The sequence below is a fragment of the Malaciobacter mytili LMG 24559 genome (assembly GCF_003346775.1).
Lineage (GTDB): Bacteria > Campylobacterota > Campylobacteria > Campylobacterales > Arcobacteraceae > Malaciobacter > Malaciobacter mytili.
On sequence record NZ_CP031219.1, the window covers coordinates 601,133 to 619,673 of the forward strand.

An 18,541-nucleotide genomic window follows, 5' to 3' on the forward strand; every position below is an offset into this window, starting at 1 on the left:
CCAACAAAAGTTGACTTTTTTATAGTTTAATTATATTTTTAGTGATCTACCGCTGCACCAGCACCAGATGGAATTCTGATGTTCTCAACAATTTCTTGTACATGTGCAGGTGGTTCTGGAGTCATTCTAGATACAACAAATGCTACTATTAAGTGTAAAATTGTACCTACTGTTCCAATACCTGTTGGTGCTATTCCTAAGAAATAATCTGCTTTGTCCCCACCTAAGAATACAAAGTACACAATGTATCCGAATGTAAAGATTAAACCAGTTAAGATACCAGCAATTGCCCCTTCTTTATTCATTCTTTTATCAAATACCCCAAGGATAATTGTAGGGAAGAATGCTGCTGCTGCTAATCCAAATGCAAAAGCAACAACTTGTGCAACGAAACCTGGAGGATTAACTCCTAAATATCCTGCAACACAAATCGCAACTACTGCTGAGATTCTTGCCCACATTAACTCAGATTTTTCATTTAATTTAGACTTACCAGTCTCTTTATCTTTAAAGATTACTTGTCCCATTAAGTCATGTGAGATTGCTGATGCAATTACAAGTAATAAACCTGCTGCTGTTGATAATGCTGCTGCAAGCCCCCCCGCTGCGATAAATGCAATTACCCAATTTGGTAAGTTTGCAATTTCTGGGTTTGCAAGAACCATGATATCTCTATCAACATATAATTCATTTGCAATACCATTATTTTTAGCTAATTCTTCAGCTGTTGGTGCACCTTTACCATTTGTAGTAACTCTATGACCATCTGGAGCTGTTTTTTCTCCATCAAATGCTGGTTTACCATTAAATGCTGTACCTGCTGCATATTGGATTTTACCATCACCATTTCTATCATTCCATGCTAATAATCCACCATGCTCCCAAGTTTTAAACCAGTTACCATCATTTTTACTTCCATCAGCGTGAGTTAATTCACCATTAACGAAAGCTTTATATTCAACATTTTGAACATTTTTAATTAAGTTAACTCTTGAGAATGCTGCAACTGCTGATGCAGAAGTATACATAATAGCAATGAATATTAATGCATATCCAGCAGAAATTCTTGCATCTTTAACTGTTGGAACTGTAAAGAATCTAACAATAACGTGAGGTAGTCCTGCTGTACCTAACATTAATGCAGTTGTTAACATAAACATATTCCATAAGTTTCCTGGCTCAGTATATGCACCAAAACCTAAATCTGTAATAGCAGAATCTAGGGCATGCAGTAAATATGTGCCTTCAGGTATAACTTTTACACCATCATCAAATGCAAAAGTAGTTTGTCCAAAAATACCTAATTGTGGTAAAAACGTATCTGTAACTTGTAATGATAAGAAAATTGCTGGAATAGTATATGCAAAAATCATAACTACATATTGAGCAACTTGAGTATATGTAATACCTTTCATACCACCAAGAACAGAATAGAAGAATACAATAACCATACCGATTATAACACCTGTGTTTACATCCACTTGTAAAAATCTAGCAAATACGATACCAACACCTCTCATTTGTCCAGCAACGTATGTAAAAGAAATAAAGATAACTGAAATAACAGCTACTGTTCTAGCCACATCTGAGTAATATCTATCACCCACGAAATCAGGAACTGTAAACTTTCCAAATTTTCTTAAATATGGAGCTAATAGCATAGCTAATAGAACGTATCCACCTGTCCATCCCATTAAGTAAGCACTCGCATCACTCCCGATAAATGCAATAATACCTGCCATAGAGATAAATGAAGCTGCACTCATCCAATCAGCAGCTGTCGCCATACCATTTGCTACTGGGTGAACCCCTCCACCAGCAACATAGAAATCTTTAGTTGAACCTGCTTTTGCCCATAATGCAATACCAATGTATATTGCAAAAGAAATACCTACGAATAGATAAATTAATGATTGTAATTCCATAACCCGCTCTCCTTTCTATTCGTTTACACCATATTTCTCATCAATTTTTGTCATTAAGTTTACATAAACAAAAATTAAGATAACAAATACATATATTGCACCTTGTTGTGCGAACCAAAATCCTAACTTAACACCACTTATTTCGATTGCATTAAGTTCATTAATAAAAATAATTCCACAACCAAAAGAAACGATAAACCAAACCACTAAAAGTTTTAAAATAGTAGTTATATTTTCTTTCCAATAAGCTTGAGCTTTTTCTGGACTCATGTTCTTCTCCTTCATAAATTTGTTTTAACAAATAAATTGTTTAGTCATCCAACAATGTAAGTATAATAGTCGTTGATAGCAAAAGGGTAGCAATTGAAAAAAAAAGTAAAAAAAATAAGAAAAAATTTTTGAAAGTAGTGAAGAAGTACCGTATAACGGTACTTTATACAGAGTAAAATCTGTCGATTTTATATCCTAAGCCTCTAATATTTTTAATAAAATCCTCTTTTAGTGCTTTTTTTAACCTAGAAATTTCTGCTCTAATTGTAGGATTATCAATATTCTCTCCTCCCCAAATATCAACTCTAAATCGCTCAAAATCAACTATCATATTAATATTTAGTGCTAAAATATGAATAATTTCGGATTGTTTTTTTGTTAAAGTTTGAGGTTCACCATTAAAATACAGGGTTTGAGTATCTTTAGAATAAGAATAATGCTCGCTAAATCTCATATGTGAAGTATTTTTTTGATCTTTTCTTAGAATTTGGTTTATTTTAATTCCTAATTCTCCAAGATGAAAAGGTTTTTTAATATACTCTCTACATCCTAAATTATATGCTTTTGTAATATCTTCAATATCAACTAAAGCACTTATATAAATAGTAGGAATATAGATTTTCTTTCTATTTAATTCTTCAAGTATTTCAAATCCATCTAGTTTTGGAACATTAATATCTAATATTAATAAATCAAAAGATGAGTTAATATTTTCAAGAACTTGCAAACCATCTGTAAAACTCTCAACCATATGCCCAATATCTCTTAAGTATTCACTTATTGCATTATTAAGCATTAATTCATCTTCAAGAAGTAGTATTTTCATTTATATTAAACCTATAAGTAAATTTTGTCTCTTGTTCATTTGAATCTAGCTTGATTATAACAAAGTTTTTATCACAAATCTCTTTTACTATTTTTAAGCCCAATCCAAATCCTCCTCGTGCATTATTTTCCCTATAAAAATCGTCAAAAATTTTATTTTTCTTATCAATTTGTTCAGAAGCAGTTTTTATTTGAAATTCAACAAAATCATCATCTATATAGTCTAGTTTGATATATATTGGAGATTTTGCGTAAGAATATTTTATAGCATTTGAAATATTATTATCAATTATTCTTTGTAATTCTGTTTTATTAAATTTTATATAAATATCTTCATTTATATTTGATACAAAAAATAAAGAGTTAGATTTTGCTATCTCTTCAAAAAATTCAATTCTAAGTCTTAGGATATTTGAAAAGTTTAAATACTCCTTTTTATATTCAACTCTATCTTTTTTAATCATATATGATAAATCATCATAAATATATTGAATAATCTTTGCACCTGATTCTATATTTGTAACATATTTATTGTCATTTACACTTCTTTTAAGTAAATCAATATTTGTTTGAATTATTGCAAGGGGAGTATTTATCTCATGTACAGAATTTTTTAAAAACTGTTTTTGTGATTCTACTAAATTTGTTAGTTCTTTTGTTTTTTCTTGCACTTTTGATTCAAGATTTTTATTTATATCTTCTAATAAATGTTTTTTATATTTTATATTTGTTAATGCTTCATTGGCATAATTAACAATAGTTCTAAATTCAGAAAATAAAATTTTATCTTGGTTTATTGGATTATCATCATTTTGAGATTTTTTAAAGTAATTCCCAATCTCTCTTACTTCATTTGCAATTAATATGGTTGCATTTTTATAAATAAAAATAGAGTATAAAACTAACATAATTGTAAGGGAAGTTACTTGTAAAGTAGAGTTTGAGATTTTTTCATCATACTCTTTTTCTTTTTCTCTTACAAGTTTATTAATTTTATCTAAATATACTCCTTTTCCTATTGTCCAATTCCAAGGTTTATATGACATAGCATAAGAGATTTTTTTTGCTTCTCTTTTTATATTAGGTTTATACCAAAGATATTCAACATATCCACCTTCATTTTTTAATGATACTTTTATTAAATCTTTAATAACTTCTACCCCATTATTATCTGTATATTGATATAGATTTCTACCAGCTTTTCCCACAGGATAATATAAAGAAGTTCCATCAAACTTGTAAATAAAAGTATAATCATCTAAATCTTTTTGATTTTTCATTTTATGAATTGCTTCAAGAATCTCTTGTTGAATTATTTTTTCATCTTTAATATCTTTATATTTATCATGATAAAACTTTATAAATTTTAGAGTATTTTCAATATCTTGTTTAATTATATCTCTTTGTTTATTTGTATAATTATTTTTAATTATGTTAATTTTTTCTTGAAACTCTTCAAAAGTATTATCAATTATAATAAGTGTAAAAAATGAAATAAGTACAAGAATAAATAAAATACTATAAACAATCAATTGATACAGAGATTTTGCTTTTATCAATATAAATCCTTAATTAAGGTTAAGTTACAAATAATAGCCTATTTTTAATTAAATAATAAATGATTATCCATTAAATAAAATAAGATTTAAAAAGGTGTTTCAATGGTTTGCAATTTTTAAGTAATTATTAGTTTTTAGATTAAATTTTATAGGAGTTTATATTTAAAATAAAGTTATAAAGTTTGGTGACCCCTAGGAGATTCGAACTCCTGTGGCAAGGATGAAAACCTTGAATCCTAACCGCTAGATGAAGGGGCCAATGGTGGCGCAGCTGACGAGACTCGAACTCGCGACCTCCTGCGTGACAGGCAGGCATTCTAACCAACTAAACTACAGCTGCAAAAAAAATGAAAATGGATTTATAATACTAATTCAAACAAAGATTGTTTAAGCTTAGGATTATGGTGGTCGATAGAAGACTCGAACTTCTGACATCTACCTTGTAAGGGTAGCGCTCTACCAACTGAGCTAATCGACCTTAAGAAGTTGGTGACCCCTAGGAGATTCGAACTCCTGTGGCAAGGATGAAAACCTTGAATCCTAACCGCTAGATGAAGGGGCCACTTTAAAAGTGGTGATCCGTGAAGGATTCGAACCTTCGGCCACCTCCTTAAAAGGGAGATGCTCTACCGGCTGAGCTAACGGATCAATTTTAACAATATATAAGTGGCGCGGCCGACGAGACTCGAACTCGCGACCTCCTGCGTGACAGGCAGGCATTCTAACCAACTAAACTACGGCCGCACCTTTTATAATGGTGGTCGATAGAAGACTCGAACTTCTGACATCTACCTTGTAAGGGTAGCGCTCTACCAACTGAGCTAATCGACCTAAAAAATATAAACCAAAGTCAAAAGACTAAGGAATATTTGGTGACCCCTAGGAGATTCGAACTCCTGTGGCAAGGATGAAAACCTTGAATCCTAACCGCTAGATGAAGGGGCCACTTTAAAAGTGGTGATCCGTGAAGGATTCGAACCTTCGGCCACCTCCTTAAAAGGGAGATGCTCTACCGGCTGAGCTAACGGATCAATTTTAACAATATATAAGTGGCGCGGCCGACGAGACTCGAACTCGCGACCTCCTGCGTGACAGGCAGGCATTCTAACCAACTAAACTACGGCCGCACCTTTTATAATGGTGGTCGATAGAAGACTCGAACTTCTGACATCTACCTTGTAAGGGTAGCGCTCTACCAACTGAGCTAATCGACCTAAAAAATATAAACCAAAGTCAAAAGACTAAGGAATATTTGGTGACCCCTAGGAGATTCGAACTCCTGTGGCAAGGATGAAAACCTTGAATCCTAACCGCTAGATGAAGGGGCCACTTTAAAAGTGGTGATCCGTGAAGGATTCGAACCTTCGGCCACCTCCTTAAAAGGGAGATGCTCTACCGGCTGAGCTAACGGATCGTCTTACTTAAAATGGAGTGGAATTATATAAAAAAATAAATCATTTGTCAAGAGTTTTTTGGAAAAAATTTGAAAATTTTTGAAAAGCATATTTTGCAGCTTGTATTTGAACCTCTTTTCGGTTACCATTAAAGTGATAAACTTCCACATTTTTAAGGCCATTTCTTGATGCAACTCCAATTACTACTGTACCAACTGGTTTATTTTTTGTAGCTCCTGTTGGTCCTGCAATTCCACTTGTAGCAATTGCATAATCTGCATTGAATTTTTCCATTGAACCTTTTAGCATATCTTCAACTACTTGAATACTTACTGCACCATAATTATCTAAATTTTCTTTTTTTACATTTAATTCTTTCATTTTTACTTCATTTGAGTATGAAACAATTGAACCATTAAATATATCTGATGAGCCAGAAATTTCTGTTATCATTGATGCAATTAATCCACCTGTACAACTTTCTGCTGTTGTTATTGATTTATTATTAATTCTTAGAAGTTCTTGAAGTTTTATCATATCTGCTAAGTCAAAGATGCTTTCATACATAATTTATACCTTTATATAATGATATTATTATATTAGTATAATTTGATTTAAATTTGTATTTGTGATGGAGTATATATAGTATGAAATTTTCATACTATATATATTATTAAGTAGTTATACTATTCAGTTAAATCTTCTAAAAATTGTTTTTCATTAAATTCTAAATTTAAATAATCAGCAACAATTTTAATATCTCTTTCTGCATTTCCTAAACAAGAAGTAGCACCAGGAGATGGAGTCATATTAAAAATTATCCCTGTACCTGGGTTTATTGATGCTTCCCCTAACATTAATTTTTGTTCATCTTTATTTAGAACTTGTGGTCTAACTCCTCCAAATCCTTTTGCATACTCTATATCTTCTTCTTTTAATGATGGAACGATTTTTCTTGCATCTTTAACAAATAATTTTTTATTTAGTCCTGGAACTTCAAATAAAAAGTTTCTTAATACATAGTTTCTAATTTCACTATCTTTTAATAAATCCCAGAAAATTTTAACAATATTTCCATCAAAGTTTAATGTTTTAAAGAAGTCAATATATGTTCCTGGTTTATATCTTTCAAGTTTTGGAAGCATAAGTGCAGTTGGTCCAAATCTTGTTTTCCCATCTGCTAAAATATCTGGGTCTCCGTGTAATGCTGCAAATGGTAATTTATCATTTTGTACCATATAAACTTTACCATTTAAGAATTCACCACCAGTAATATAGAAACTTCCAGCCATTGGAAGGCATCCCATATGCTTACCATATCCCATTTTGTGTGCTAAATATAATGAGTGAGCACCTGCATCTACAACAACAAAATCTGCTGTAAATACAGTTCCAGCAGTAGTAGTTAATTTAAATTTATCTCCAACTTTTTCTATTTCATCAACTTCAGAATTAAAGAAAATATCAGTAACAACATCTTCACATGATTGTGCAGCTTTTGCTAATTCTTTAGTCATAGCTCCAAAATCAACAGTTGTATATTGATCTTTAGCCCCCATTGCAATAATTGGTTCAGGTCTTTCACTTCCATCTTCTAAATATACTAATTTTGGTTCTAATACTTTTAAGTCTTCTTTATCCCATAACTCTAAATAAGGGAAAATAGTTTTAAATTCATTATATCTATTTTTAATAAATTCAACTTCTTTTTCACCTACACCTAAAGCCATTTTTTGATGTTTAAACATAACTTTATCTTCAAGTCCATATTGAAGACAAAATTTTTCAACCATCTTTGCAGTTCTTTTTGTTATTTTTGCTTTTTCTAAAGTATAGTTTGTTTCAATATCTCCCACATGGATAGTTTGAGAGTTACTAGTTCCTTTAGTATTCAATGTTGCTAAATCTTCATATTTTTCTAACATACAAAGGCTTTTTACATTTGTATACTTAGCAAGTTCATAGAATAAAGCGGCACCAGAAATACCTCCACCGACAATAACTACTTCATAATGTTTCTCGTTCATATTTACAATCCCCATCAAGTTTTAAAATATAAAGGATATTATCACAAATAGATTATTTTTTGTATAAAAATAAAAAATATTGTACATGATTAGTATAAAATATCCTCTTTGGTAACATTATAACAAATTTGTTTTATTATGTACTGTACAACAATTGTACATTATGTTTCAAAATGGTTACTTCCGTCTCAGCAAACTATAATATTTGTCTTAAAATTGTTCAAAATATATAATTATAAGAAAAACTTAACTAAAAATAATAATTTAAAATTATAAAACTAAAAAAAATAGTTAATTAAAAGAGTTTTTACATAATCTTGGATATAATCTATGACTTTAATAAGATAATACTAAGAAATCGAAGGTAGTACAGATATGGATTATAAAGATAGTTTATTGCTTCCAAAAACAGACTTCCCAATGAGAGGGAATTTACCGCAAAATGAGCCAATAAGATACTCAGCGTGGGATGAAAAAAGAGTTTATGATAAAATGAAAAAAAATAGAGAAAACAAACCAAGTTTTACTCTTCATGATGGACCACCATATGCAAATGGGCATATTCATATAGGTCATGCATTAAATAAAATTTTAAAAGATATTATTGTTAAGTACCACTATTTTAATGGAAAATCAGTTAGATATGTTCCGGGATGGGATTGCCATGGACTACCAATTGAGCAAAAAGTTGAAGAAAAAATTGGAACATCAAAGAAAAAAGAGTTACCAAAATCAAAAATTAGAGAATTATGTAGAGAACATGCAAGCAAGTTTATTGATATTCAAAGGGATGAATTTAAACAATTAGGTGTAATAGGGGATTGGGATAACCCTTATTTAACAATGGATTTTAAATTTGAAGCAAATATTTATAGAGAATTATGTGCAATTGCAAAGCAAGGGCTTTTAGTTCAAAGAAGTAAACCTGTATATTGGTCTTGGGCAGCACAAACTGCACTTGCTGAGGCAGAGGTTGAATATGAAAATAAAGTTTCTCCTTCAATATATGTTGCTTTTAAACATGAAACACTTGATGCAAGTGTAATTATTTGGACGACTACTCCTTGGACACTTCCTGCAAATACAGGAATAGCATTAAATGGTGAAGAAGAGTATGTAATAACAAGTGATAAATTTATTGTTGCTAAAAAACTTTACAATTCACTAATTGAAAATGAAGTAATTAGTGGTACGGTTGTTGGTTCAATTAACCCAACTGAACTTGAAAATACAAATGCAATAAATCCACTAAATGGAAGAACTTCAAAAATTGTTTTAGGTGAACATGTTGAGATGGATGCAGGTACAGGAGCAGTACACACAGCACCAGGACATGGGGAAGATGACTATAAAGTTGGTTTAAAATATGGTTTAGAAGTAATTATGCCTGTTGATGCTGAGGGTAAATATGATCAAACAATAGTTAGAGAAAAACTATTTAAAGATACTGATAAATATCTTGGTGTTCATGTATTTAAAGCAAATGATTTTATTTTAGAAGAGTTAGGTGAGGCTTTATTAAAAAGAACAGATATAACTCACTCTTATCCACATTGTTGGAGAACTCATAAACCTATTATTTTTAGAGCAACTAAACAATGGTTTATCTCAATTGATGATAAATATGGACAAAAAGATAAAACATTAAGAGAAAATGCTTTAGAAGTTGTTGAAAATATTAAATTTTATCCTGAATGGGGTAGAAATAGATTAAGAGCAATGTTAGAAGGACGACCAGATTGGTGTATTTCAAGACAAAGAGATTGGGGAGTTCCAATTGCATTTTTTAGAAATAAAAAAACTGATGAAATAATTTTTGATGAAAAAGTATTAAACTATACAGCTATGATTTTTGAACAAAAAGGTTGTGATGCTTGGTATGACTTACCAATTGAAGAGTTATTATATCCAGGAAGCGGTTTAAATCCAGAAGATTTAGAAAAAACTATGGATATTTTAGATGTTTGGTTTGATTCAGGTTCTACACAAAATGCAGTATTAAGAAGTAGAAACTATGACGCAGGAACATTTCCTGCTGATATGTATTTAGAAGGAAGTGATCAACATAGAGGTTGGTTCCAATCATCATTATTGACAACTTTAGCATCAAATGAAGTAGCTCCTTTTAAATCGATTTTAACACATGGCTTCACTGTTGATGAAAAAGGTGAAAAAATGTCTAAGTCAAAAGGAAATGTTGTTGCTCCTGATAAGGTAATGAAACAATATGGAAGTGAAATTTTAAGACTATGGGTTGCAATGAGTGATTATCAAAGTGATTTAAAAATTTCTGATAATATTTTAAAACAAAATGCAGAACTTTATAGAAAGATTAGAAACACTGCAAGATTTTTACTTGCAAATATTGATGATTTAGATGAAGTTTTAGCTGTTGAAAAAATGGGAATTTTAGATAAATGGATATTAGCAAAAGCTAAAAAAGTATTTACTGAAATTGAAAACTCTTTTGCACAATATGAATTTTCTAAAGGATTAAATAAATTAAATAACTTTTTAGTTGTTGATTTATCAGGTATTTATTTAGATGTTTGTAAAGATAGATTATATTGTGATGATAAAAATGATCTTCATAGAAGAAGTTCTCAAAGTGCAATGGCATTAATTGCTAAAAAGTTAATTTCAACTCTTGCTTGTATTTTAACTTATACAATGGATGAGCTATTGGAGTTTGCACCTTCATTTATAAAAGGTGATGCAAAAGATATTTTTGATATTGAAGATACAAAATTAGTTGAAGTTGAAAGTAATCTTAACGAAGAACATTTATTAAAAGCTAAAGAAAAATTTTCTGAAGCTATTGATACACTTAAAAAAGATAAAATAATTAAATCTACACTAGAATTAGCAATAGTTACAAATAGTGAAGATATTTTATCTTTAGATAGAACTGAAGCTGAGGATTTCTTCTTAGTAAGTAAAATTGCCAATGAAGAAAATTTAGAAGTTTTAGTATCTTTTGAAGTTGATTCAAAAAAATTCGAGGTTTGTAAAGTTAGTGAACATAAATGTCCTAGATGTTGGAAGTTTAAAGCTTCTAAAGAAGAGTGTTTATGTTCAAGATGTGAAAGAGTGATGGCTTAAGATGTTTGAAGAAGCCATAACACTATCTTTTATATTTAAAACAATAGCAGTAATTTTAGCTTTTACTGCTATTGGAATATTTCTTGTAAATAAAAAAGCAAAGAGGTAAATTTAGTAATGATGCCCTTTTCAGATGAAGATCTAAAACTTCCTGTTTCAACAATAATAGAGAATAAAATAGCACCTATGTTAGCACAAGATGGGGGAGCTATCTCTTTAATAGATATAATTAATGGTAAAGTATATATACAATTGCAAGGTGCATGTGTTGGATGTAGTGCAAGTGGTAGTACTTTAAAATATGTAGTAGAAAAAGAGTTAAAAGCTGCTATACATCCTGAATTAATTATAGTAAATGTACCACAAGGTATGGAAAATAGTTTAGAGGAACTTTAATGATAAATGAGAGTAGATTATTAAATGAGGCAAATTCATATTTTTTAGATAAACAGTATGATAAAGCATTATTTATATATTCACAATTATCTTCTTTATTTCCACAAAAAAAAGAGTATGAAGTGTATGCTGTTTTTTGTGATATTGCAAGTGAAGATGAAGTAAAAGCTTTATCTTTATATGACTATTTTTCAGTTGCAGTTAATGAAGATGTTCAAGCTGCAATAGCATATGTTGAAAATCTTATAAAAGCATATGATGGTGATGTTAATAAAATGATGAATATCTTAAAAGATATTACAGATTCTACAGTTGATTCCTTAGATGCCATAAAATATGAAGATTTTAAAAAGCTTGTACAATCAAGAGGTTCTTTTAGAGTTGCTTTTGAAGATATTATGTTTTCTACAAAAGTTGCAATTGAATCAAAAGAAGATTTTTTTGATTTTGTATCAAATTTAATTGATAATGGCTTTAGCACAACAGCTTATAGTTATCTTGATGGCTTTAATGAATATTTTGCCTATGATAAAAAAATAGAAGAACTTTATAAAAAACTAGAAGAGACTAAAATTGCAAATAATCATAAATAATAAAAAATTTACAGATAATTCAAAAGAAGCAAATAACGAGGTAGCTTTTGTCTATTCTTTACAAAATGAAAAATTTTGTGAAGATGCAAAAGCAAATGGTTGTACGCAACTAATACCTTCTTATAAATTAAAAGAGTATGTTGATTTTTCTTCAATTAAAATAATAGGGATTACAGGAACAAATGGAAAAACTACCACAAGTGCAGCTATTTATTCTATTTTATTAGATTTAGGGTATAAAGTAGCACTTCAAGGTACAAGAGGTTTTTTTATAAATGATAAAAGAGTTGAAGAATATACTTTAACTACTCCTGTACAATTATCAAATTTTGCGCATATTCAAAAAGCAATAGATGAAAGATGTGAATTTTTTGTAATGGAAGTAAGTTCTCATGCAATTGAGCAAAAAAGAATAGAGGGCTTAGAGTTTGAATTAAAAGTTCATACAAATATTACAAGAGACCATTTGGATTATCATAAGACAATTGAAGAGTATATAAATGTTAAAAACTCTTTTTTTAATGATGAGAGTAAGAAGCTACTAAATAAAGATGATAAAATAGTAAAGTTTAATACTAAAAATGCATATACTTATTCATTAGATAATCCTTCAACATATAAAGTTGGAGCATACTCTTTTAAAAATGGTATGCATGTAATGTTTTCAAATATTGAAAAAATGCACTCTTTTTCTTCTTCAATGATGGGAATATTTAATATTTATAATCTCTTAGCAGCAATTGCTAGTGTACATTTAACTACTAATAACTCTTTAGATGAGATATGTGAAGCTGTTGAAAATTTTGCAGGTGTTAGTGGAAGAATGGAAATAGTTTGTACAAATCCTTTAATAATAATTGATTTTGCCCATACTCCTGATGGTATGAAAGAGGTTTATGAAAGCTTTAATCATAAAGATATTATTACTGTTTTTGGTGCTGGAGGAAATAGAGATAAAGAGAAAAGACCTCTTATGGGACAAATAGCAGCAAAATATGCAAAGCATATAATAGTAACTTCAGATAATCCTAGATTTGAAGACCCAGATTTAATTATTGAAGATATTTGTCAAGGAATACCAAATAAAAATAATCTTACTATTGAAGTAAATAGAAAAGAAGCTATTAAAAAATCAATTGAACTTGCAAAAGAGAATGAAAATAGTGTTTTATTAATCTTAGGTAAAGGAGATGAACCTTATCAAATAATATATGATAAGAAATTTCCTTTAGTGGATAAAGATGAGGTGTTAAAGCATATTTAATAATATGCTTTAATCATCACTCCTTTATTTTGTTTTTTTGAACTTAAGTAGTAGTTTACAGGCGTTAATAAAATCTCATTTCCTAAAACCTCTTTTGTATACCAACTAACTTCTAAAACTCTATGTCTTGCCATACCTTTTAAAATATATTCTTGAAGTGTTTTATCATTTGATAATACTGTTGCTTTTTTTATATCTTCATTATTAATAACTGCAATTATTTCAAATCTTAAAGCTTGAGTATTATTAAGTAAAAACTCTTTTAAATTATCTTTGCAACTATTATCTAGTTTTATTTGAAAAACTTTATAATCATAACATTTTGCTAAATTAAAGTTTTTTGATAGAAAAATTTCTTTAAATTTCTCTTTTGTAATTGGTATTTGTTTTTCTACAATTACTTCTTTTAATATAATTTTTTCTTCAACTTTAGGTTCTTTTTGTATTTCTATTTTTTTAGGATTATTTATTATTTGTACTTTTTCTTCATAGTTTTTGATTTTTTGGCTATTTAAAACAAAATAATAAGTAATTGCAACTACTAAAAACATAATCAATAAAGTAAATAAAATATAAAAAATCTTTTTTTGTTTTGTTTTTTCTTGTTTTTTTTCTTCTATTTTTAGTTTTTGTTCAACTAATTTTTCATGAATTTCTTCTTGTGACATACTTTTTTGTAAGATTTTTTTTAATTCTTCTTTTTGATTATCTTGCATCAGTTAAGTTTATTCCTTATTTTTTAAATATATTAATAAAATCAAAATTATTGTTGCTATAAAAAGAGGGTAAAAATATAAATATTCTTTTAATACAATTTTATTTTTTTCTATTTTAGATTTTTCTAATTCATTAATTTGATTATAAACTTCCATTAAATCCTCTTTTGTATTAGCATTAAAATATTTTGCATTTGAATCTTTTGCTATTTTGTCTAATACATATCTATTTTCACTATTTATTCCAATAGTATAAACTTTTATATTATATTTTTTTAAAAGTTTTAAAACAACTTCAAGGGGAATTTTACTTGCAGTATCTTCTCCATCACTTAAAAGTATAATAACTTTACTTTTTGCTTTTGAGTTTTTTAAAATTTTTGCACTAGTAGCAAGGGAGTCAAATAATGCAGTTTTTGGTCCAATTACTCCAATATCCAAATATGATAAAATCTCCTTTTGAGCCTCTTTATCAAAGCTTAAAGTTGAAGCTATCATAGAACTATTTCCAAAAACTACTAAAGCTATATTATCATTTACTCTTTTTTCCATAAAATCAGATACCAATTGTTTTACCACATCAAATCTATTTTGTTTTAAATCAAATTTATTAAAACCTCTTGCACTCATAGATTCACTAGTATCTAAAGCTAAAACAATATCAATTCCATCATTTTTTATATATTGAATATCTTTTATTTTAATAGGTGAAGCTAAAGCAGTTATAGCAAAAATAACTACTAAATACTTAAGTATTTCAATAAAAGCAGTAGTTTTTAAAACACTTTTTTGTATTAAAAACAAATGGGGAAAATAAAAACTTGCCTCTTTTGCTTTACAATATTTAAAACATAGAAAAAAAGGTATTAAAAGTAAAAAAATATAAGGATATTCAAAACTATACATCTAAACTATCCATAAATCTTCTAAATTGTTCTAAAGTTTTTTTATCAAACTTTGAAACCTCTTTTTTATATTTATAGTTTTCTAAACTTTCAAGAAGTTCATAATATAGTTTTTTGCTTCTATCATCATTTAAAACCTCTTTTGCATACTTAGTAATTAAATATGAAGCAGTTTTACTATTTTCTAAATCAATATTTTTTAAATTTATAATTGCAAGTTCATATGCTGTTTTTTTTCTATTTAAAAACTTTTTAACTATTAAAAAAAGTATTATAATAGCTGCTAAAGTTGCTATTATTAATAAAAAAGTATAAATAAAAAATGAATAATCAGGAATTATTACTAAATCTTTTATATCATTTATTTTTAATTCATTCATTATTTCATTAGCCTTATTAGTTTTGAAATAGGGTTTTCTTTTGTATAGATTTTTGTAAAATCAATATTACATTTTCTTAAATGCTCAAAAAGTTTATGGTCATTTTCTTTTAAACTTTTTATATAATTTTCAACTGAATACTTATCAATAACTCCTCTAAACTCAAAACCTTTTTCTAAATCTTTAAAATTTACACTTCCTAAAGTAGATATATTCTCTTCAAAATAATCTCTTACAATAATAACTATAACTTCATGTTTTTTACTTAATATTTTTAAATCTAGTTTTTCTATTTGAAAAAAATCTCCAATTAAAAAAATAAGTGAGCGTCTTTTTAATGTTTTAAATATTTTATTGCTTATTAATTCATAATTAACTTTTTTGCCTATACTTTTATAATTATAAATCTTCTCAGCCATATACTCAACACTAAAATTTCTTTTACTTTTTTTACTACATAAAAGTAAATCTTCATTTGCAATATAAGAAGAAAAAGTATCTCCTTGTTTTATGGCACTAAAGCCAAGTAAAGTAGAAATTTCACAAATTAATTCTTGTTTAAATTTATCTGTTCCAAAAAATACAGTTCCATTTAAAATAGGAATGATATTTATATTTAACTCTTTTTGGGCATGAAAAACTTTTACATATGGTTTTTGAAGTTTGGCACTAATAATCCAATCAATATTTTTTACATCTTCCCCATATTCATACTCTTTTAGTTCACTAAAATCATACCCTTCACCTTTTAATTTAGAAAGGTTATTTCCTACTATCTCACTAAAGACTTCTTTTTTGCTTTTGATTAGTATTTTTTTTATTTTACTATTCATTTATGGTATATCAATCTTTTGTAAAATTTTTTGTATTACATCTTCTACTTTTATATCATCTGCTTGAGCTTCATAGCTTAAAATAACCCTATGTCTTAAAATGTTTTTAACAACAAGAGCAATATCTATTGGACTTACATAATCATAACCCCTAATATATGCTTGTGCTTTAACTGCTTTAAACATATCAATAGTTGCCCTTGGACTTGCTCCAAACTCTATAAAATTTTCTATCTCTTCTAGATTATAATTTTTAGGTTCTCTTGTGGCACAAACAATATCAACTATATACTCTTCTAGTTGTTTATCTATATGTACTTTTAAAACTTCATTTTTAATATTTTGTAAAATTTCATTATCTATGATTTTTTCTAAAATAATTTTTTCATTTGAAGAAGCCATTTTTGCAATCTCATATTCTTGCTCTTTTGTATTATATGATACAACTATTTTAAACATAAATCTATCAAGTTGAGCTTCTGGTAAAGAGTAAGCACCTTCTTGTTCTATTGGGTTTTGAGTAGCTAAAACTAAAAATGGTTCTTCTATTTTAAAACTATTTTCAGCTATTGTTACTTGTCTTTCTTGCATTACTTCTAAAAGTGCAGATTGAACTTTTGCTGGTGCTCTATTTATCTCATCAGCTAATAAAAGATTTGTAAAAATTGGTCCTTTTTTTATCTTAAAATCACCTGTTTTCATATCATAGATTTGTGCACCTATAATATCACTTGGAAGTAAATCAGGTGTAAATTGAACCCTTTTGAAATTTAAATCAATAACTTTTGCTAAAGCATTTACTGTAGTTGTTTTAGCAAGTCCGGGAACTCCTTCTAAAAGAATATGTCCATTTGTAAATAAACCTATAAGTAAAGCATCAATCATCTCTTCTTGACCGATGATTTTTTTTGACAACTCTTTTTTAATCTCTACTATTTTTTCAAATAACTGCAAAGTCATCCTTTTTTTTTTGATTTTTAATTTTATCTAAAATGAAATAAAGCAACTTTAAAAGAAAATATTGTGTTCAAGTATAATCTAAATTATTTTTGTTACAATTTTATTATGAAAAAAAATTTATTAATTATTGGCTCAATTTTTTTATTTGCTGGATGTAGTAGTTCTGATATTTATAATCTTAGCAAAGCAGCAATTAGTAAAGACCCTAGTGCTGCTTTTAAATCTTTAGCAACTTCAAAAAGTATTCATTATGTTTCAAATCCAAAAGCTTTACAAAGTGATATAAAATCTTTAGATAAAAACTTTAAAAAGATTCTTGATATTTTTATTAAAGGTATTATGGAAAATTGGGGTGAAGAAAATATTGAGTTACCTAAACAAAAAGAGTATGTAAAATATATGCAAAACTATAAAAGTAGGGCATTAATAGATTTTGATAAGGGACTTGTTACAGTTGAGACTTTAGATGAAGAAAATACAAAGCAAAGTTTACACAATGCCATAGTTACGACTTTACTTTTACCTGATGATCCAAGAGCTGCTGATTTATTTAATGCAAAAAAAATACAGCTAAAAGGAACACCTTATTTATTAGGAGAAGTTAAAGATGACCAAAATAAAGAAATAAGATATTCTTGGAGGGCAAATAGATATGCTAATATATTAATAAATAATATAAAGTATAAGCAAATAACAAAAGATAATAAAAATATAAAAGTATCATATGTACAAATACCTATGGTAAAAGACCATGCCACAATAAGAGTTGCAAAATTTAAACCAATAGTAGAAAGATATTCAAAAAAATATAATATAAGTGCAAATTTAATTTATGCTATTATTAAAACAGAAAGTAATTTTAATCAATTTGCTGTAAGTAATGCAGGTGCAATTGGACTTATGCAAATTGTTCCTACTAGTGCAGGAAAAGATGCTTATAAATATATCTATGATAAAACATGGACTCCAACAAGTTCTTATTTATTTGAACCTAAAAATAATATAGAGTTAGGAAGTGCATATTTAAAAATTTTAAATACAAAATATTTAAATGGAATTTATAATTTGGTTTCACAAGAGTATTGTGTAATTAGTGCTTATAATACTGGAAGTGGAAATGTTTTGAAAACTTTTAGTTCTAATAGAACAAAAGCAAAAGAGTTAATAAATAAAAAAACTCCAGCTCAAGTTTATAAAACTCTAAGGGAAAAACTTCCTTATGAAGAGACAAGAAACTATTTAAAAAAAGTTGTTGATAATAAAAAAGATTTTATTGCTTTATAAAATTTAAATCTCACTTAAACAAAAATTAAACTTAACTTAGATAGTATACGCGTTCTTATCATCTTTTTTTATTAGAAAGATGTATAAGAAACCTCACATGTGTCAATC

General features: G+C 27.9%; 17 protein-coding genes and 13 tRNA genes. 6 read left to right on the forward strand and 24 right to left on the reverse strand.

Going from position 1 to position 18,541, the window contains the following annotated elements:
• Positions 1-38: 38 nt before the first annotated feature.
• From AMYT_RS03015 to AMYT_RS03105, 19 genes are all read right to left on the reverse strand, one after another.
• A complete protein-coding gene (locus tag AMYT_RS03015) occupies positions 39-1,925 on the reverse strand; it encodes a sodium:solute symporter family protein (protein ID WP_114841093.1) in 1,887 nt (628 codons plus the stop codon).
• Between the two features lie 15 nt (positions 1,926-1,940).
• The gene (locus AMYT_RS03020; protein WP_114841094.1) at positions 1,941-2,195 is read right to left on the reverse strand and encodes a DUF4212 domain-containing protein; all 255 of its coding nucleotides are present in this window, start codon (positions 2,193-2,195) and stop codon (positions 1,941-1,943) included.
• Between the two features lie 163 nt (positions 2,196-2,358).
• Positions 2,359-3,021, reverse strand: coding sequence for a response regulator transcription factor (locus AMYT_RS03025; protein WP_114841095.1), 663 nt, complete (start codon positions 3,019-3,021; stop codon positions 2,359-2,361).
• Positions 3,002-4,579, reverse strand: a complete 1,578-nt coding sequence (locus AMYT_RS03030) for a sensor histidine kinase (protein WP_114841096.1) — start codon at positions 4,577-4,579, stop codon at positions 3,002-3,004. Before AMYT_RS03030 ends, AMYT_RS03025 begins: the two co-directional genes overlap by 20 nt.
• A gap of 183 nt (positions 4,580-4,762) precedes the next feature.
• Positions 4,763-4,837: transfer RNA gene (locus tag AMYT_RS03035), tRNA-Glu, on the reverse strand.
• A gap of 5 nt (positions 4,838-4,842) precedes the next feature.
• Positions 4,843-4,919 (reverse strand) — tRNA-Asp (locus AMYT_RS03040).
• A gap of 62 nt (positions 4,920-4,981) precedes the next feature.
• Positions 4,982-5,057: transfer RNA gene (locus AMYT_RS03045), tRNA-Val, on the reverse strand.
• A 9-nt stretch (positions 5,058-5,066) separates the two neighbouring features.
• Positions 5,067-5,141, reverse strand: a tRNA-Glu gene (locus tag AMYT_RS03050).
• A gap of 10 nt (positions 5,142-5,151) precedes the next feature.
• Positions 5,152-5,227, reverse strand: a tRNA-Lys gene (locus tag AMYT_RS03055).
• Between the two features lie 19 nt (positions 5,228-5,246).
• Positions 5,247-5,323: transfer RNA gene (locus AMYT_RS03060), tRNA-Asp, on the reverse strand.
• An 11-nt stretch (positions 5,324-5,334) separates the two neighbouring features.
• A tRNA-Val gene (locus tag AMYT_RS03065) sits at positions 5,335-5,410 on the reverse strand.
• A gap of 39 nt (positions 5,411-5,449) precedes the next feature.
• Positions 5,450-5,524 (reverse strand) — tRNA-Glu (locus tag AMYT_RS03070).
• Positions 5,525-5,534: 10 nt separating this feature from the next.
• Positions 5,535-5,610: transfer RNA gene (locus tag AMYT_RS03075), tRNA-Lys, on the reverse strand.
• Positions 5,611-5,629: 19 nt separating this feature from the next.
• Positions 5,630-5,706, reverse strand: a tRNA-Asp gene (locus AMYT_RS03080).
• A gap of 11 nt (positions 5,707-5,717) precedes the next feature.
• Positions 5,718-5,793, reverse strand: a tRNA-Val gene (locus tag AMYT_RS03085).
• 39 nt (positions 5,794-5,832) lie between these two features.
• Positions 5,833-5,907, reverse strand: a tRNA-Glu gene (locus tag AMYT_RS03090).
• A 10-nt stretch (positions 5,908-5,917) separates the two neighbouring features.
• Positions 5,918-5,993: transfer RNA gene (locus AMYT_RS03095), tRNA-Lys, on the reverse strand.
• A 40-nt stretch (positions 5,994-6,033) separates the two neighbouring features.
• Positions 6,034-6,540 carry a CinA family protein gene (locus AMYT_RS03100; protein WP_114841097.1) on the reverse strand — a complete coding sequence of 169 codons (507 nt, stop codon included), beginning with the start codon at positions 6,538-6,540 and terminating at the stop codon, positions 6,034-6,036.
• 119 nt (positions 6,541-6,659) lie between these two features.
• Positions 6,660-8,000, reverse strand: a complete 1,341-nt coding sequence (locus AMYT_RS03105) for an FAD-dependent oxidoreductase (protein ID WP_114841098.1) — start codon at positions 7,998-8,000, stop codon at positions 6,660-6,662.
• 375 nt (positions 8,001-8,375) lie between these two features.
• On the opposite strand from AMYT_RS03105, the gene ileS reads away from it, so the two are divergent.
• The 5 genes from ileS to AMYT_RS03125 are packed head-to-tail and all read left to right on the forward strand — an operon-like array spanning position 8,376 to position 13,355.
• Positions 8,376-11,102, forward strand: a complete 2,727-nt coding sequence (gene ileS, locus AMYT_RS03110) for an isoleucine--tRNA ligase (protein ID WP_114841099.1) — start codon at positions 8,376-8,378, stop codon at positions 11,100-11,102.
• 1 nt (position 11,103) lies between these two features.
• Entirely contained in the window at positions 11,104-11,211 is a 108-nt protein-coding gene (locus AMYT_RS15240) for a hypothetical protein (RefSeq protein ID WP_407657348.1), read from the forward strand.
• 8 nt (positions 11,212-11,219) lie between these two features.
• Entirely contained in the window at positions 11,220-11,498 is a 279-nt protein-coding gene (locus AMYT_RS03115) for a NifU family protein (RefSeq protein WP_114841100.1), read from the forward strand.
• Complete coding sequence (locus AMYT_RS03120) at positions 11,498-12,091, forward strand: hypothetical protein (RefSeq protein WP_114841101.1); 594 nt, start codon at positions 11,498-11,500, stop codon at positions 12,089-12,091. The genes AMYT_RS03115 and AMYT_RS03120 overlap by 1 nt, the downstream gene beginning before the upstream one ends.
• Positions 12,072-13,355, forward strand: a complete 1,284-nt coding sequence (locus tag AMYT_RS03125; RefSeq protein WP_114841102.1) for a UDP-N-acetylmuramoyl-L-alanyl-D-glutamate--2,6-diaminopimelate ligase — start codon at positions 12,072-12,074, stop codon at positions 13,353-13,355. The genes AMYT_RS03120 and AMYT_RS03125 overlap by 20 nt, the downstream gene beginning before the upstream one ends.
• Here the strand turns inward: AMYT_RS03125 and AMYT_RS03130 are convergent.
• The 5 genes from AMYT_RS03130 to AMYT_RS03145 are packed head-to-tail and all read right to left on the reverse strand — an operon-like array spanning position 13,352 to position 17,143.
• Complete coding sequence (locus AMYT_RS03130; RefSeq protein ID WP_114841103.1) at positions 13,352-14,071, reverse strand: hypothetical protein; 720 nt, start codon at positions 14,069-14,071, stop codon at positions 13,352-13,354. The two genes, AMYT_RS03125 and AMYT_RS03130, sit on opposite strands and share 4 nt — an antisense overlap.
• Before the next feature lie 9 nt (positions 14,072-14,080).
• Positions 14,081-14,977 (reverse strand): VWA domain-containing protein, encoded by an 897-nt coding sequence (locus AMYT_RS03135; RefSeq protein WP_191287680.1) that lies wholly within the window; start codon positions 14,975-14,977, stop codon positions 14,081-14,083.
• Entirely contained in the window at positions 14,970-15,356 is a 387-nt protein-coding gene (locus AMYT_RS14915) for a hypothetical protein (protein WP_162919452.1), read from the reverse strand. Before AMYT_RS14915 ends, AMYT_RS03135 begins: the two co-directional genes overlap by 8 nt.
• The gene (locus tag AMYT_RS03140; protein WP_114841104.1) at positions 15,356-16,189 is read right to left on the reverse strand and encodes a DUF58 domain-containing protein; all 834 of its coding nucleotides are present in this window, start codon (positions 16,187-16,189) and stop codon (positions 15,356-15,358) included. Before AMYT_RS03140 ends, AMYT_RS14915 begins: the two co-directional genes overlap by 1 nt.
• The gene (locus AMYT_RS03145; RefSeq protein WP_228197886.1) at positions 16,190-17,143 is read right to left on the reverse strand and encodes an AAA family ATPase; all 954 of its coding nucleotides are present in this window, start codon (positions 17,141-17,143) and stop codon (positions 16,190-16,192) included. It lies immediately after the preceding gene.
• A gap of 111 nt (positions 17,144-17,254) precedes the next feature.
• Between AMYT_RS03145 and AMYT_RS03150 the strand changes: the two genes are divergently transcribed.
• Positions 17,255-18,433 (forward strand): murein transglycosylase domain-containing protein, encoded by a 1,179-nt coding sequence (locus AMYT_RS03150; RefSeq protein WP_114841106.1) that lies wholly within the window; start codon positions 17,255-17,257, stop codon positions 18,431-18,433.
• Positions 18,434-18,541 lie beyond the last annotated feature (108 nt).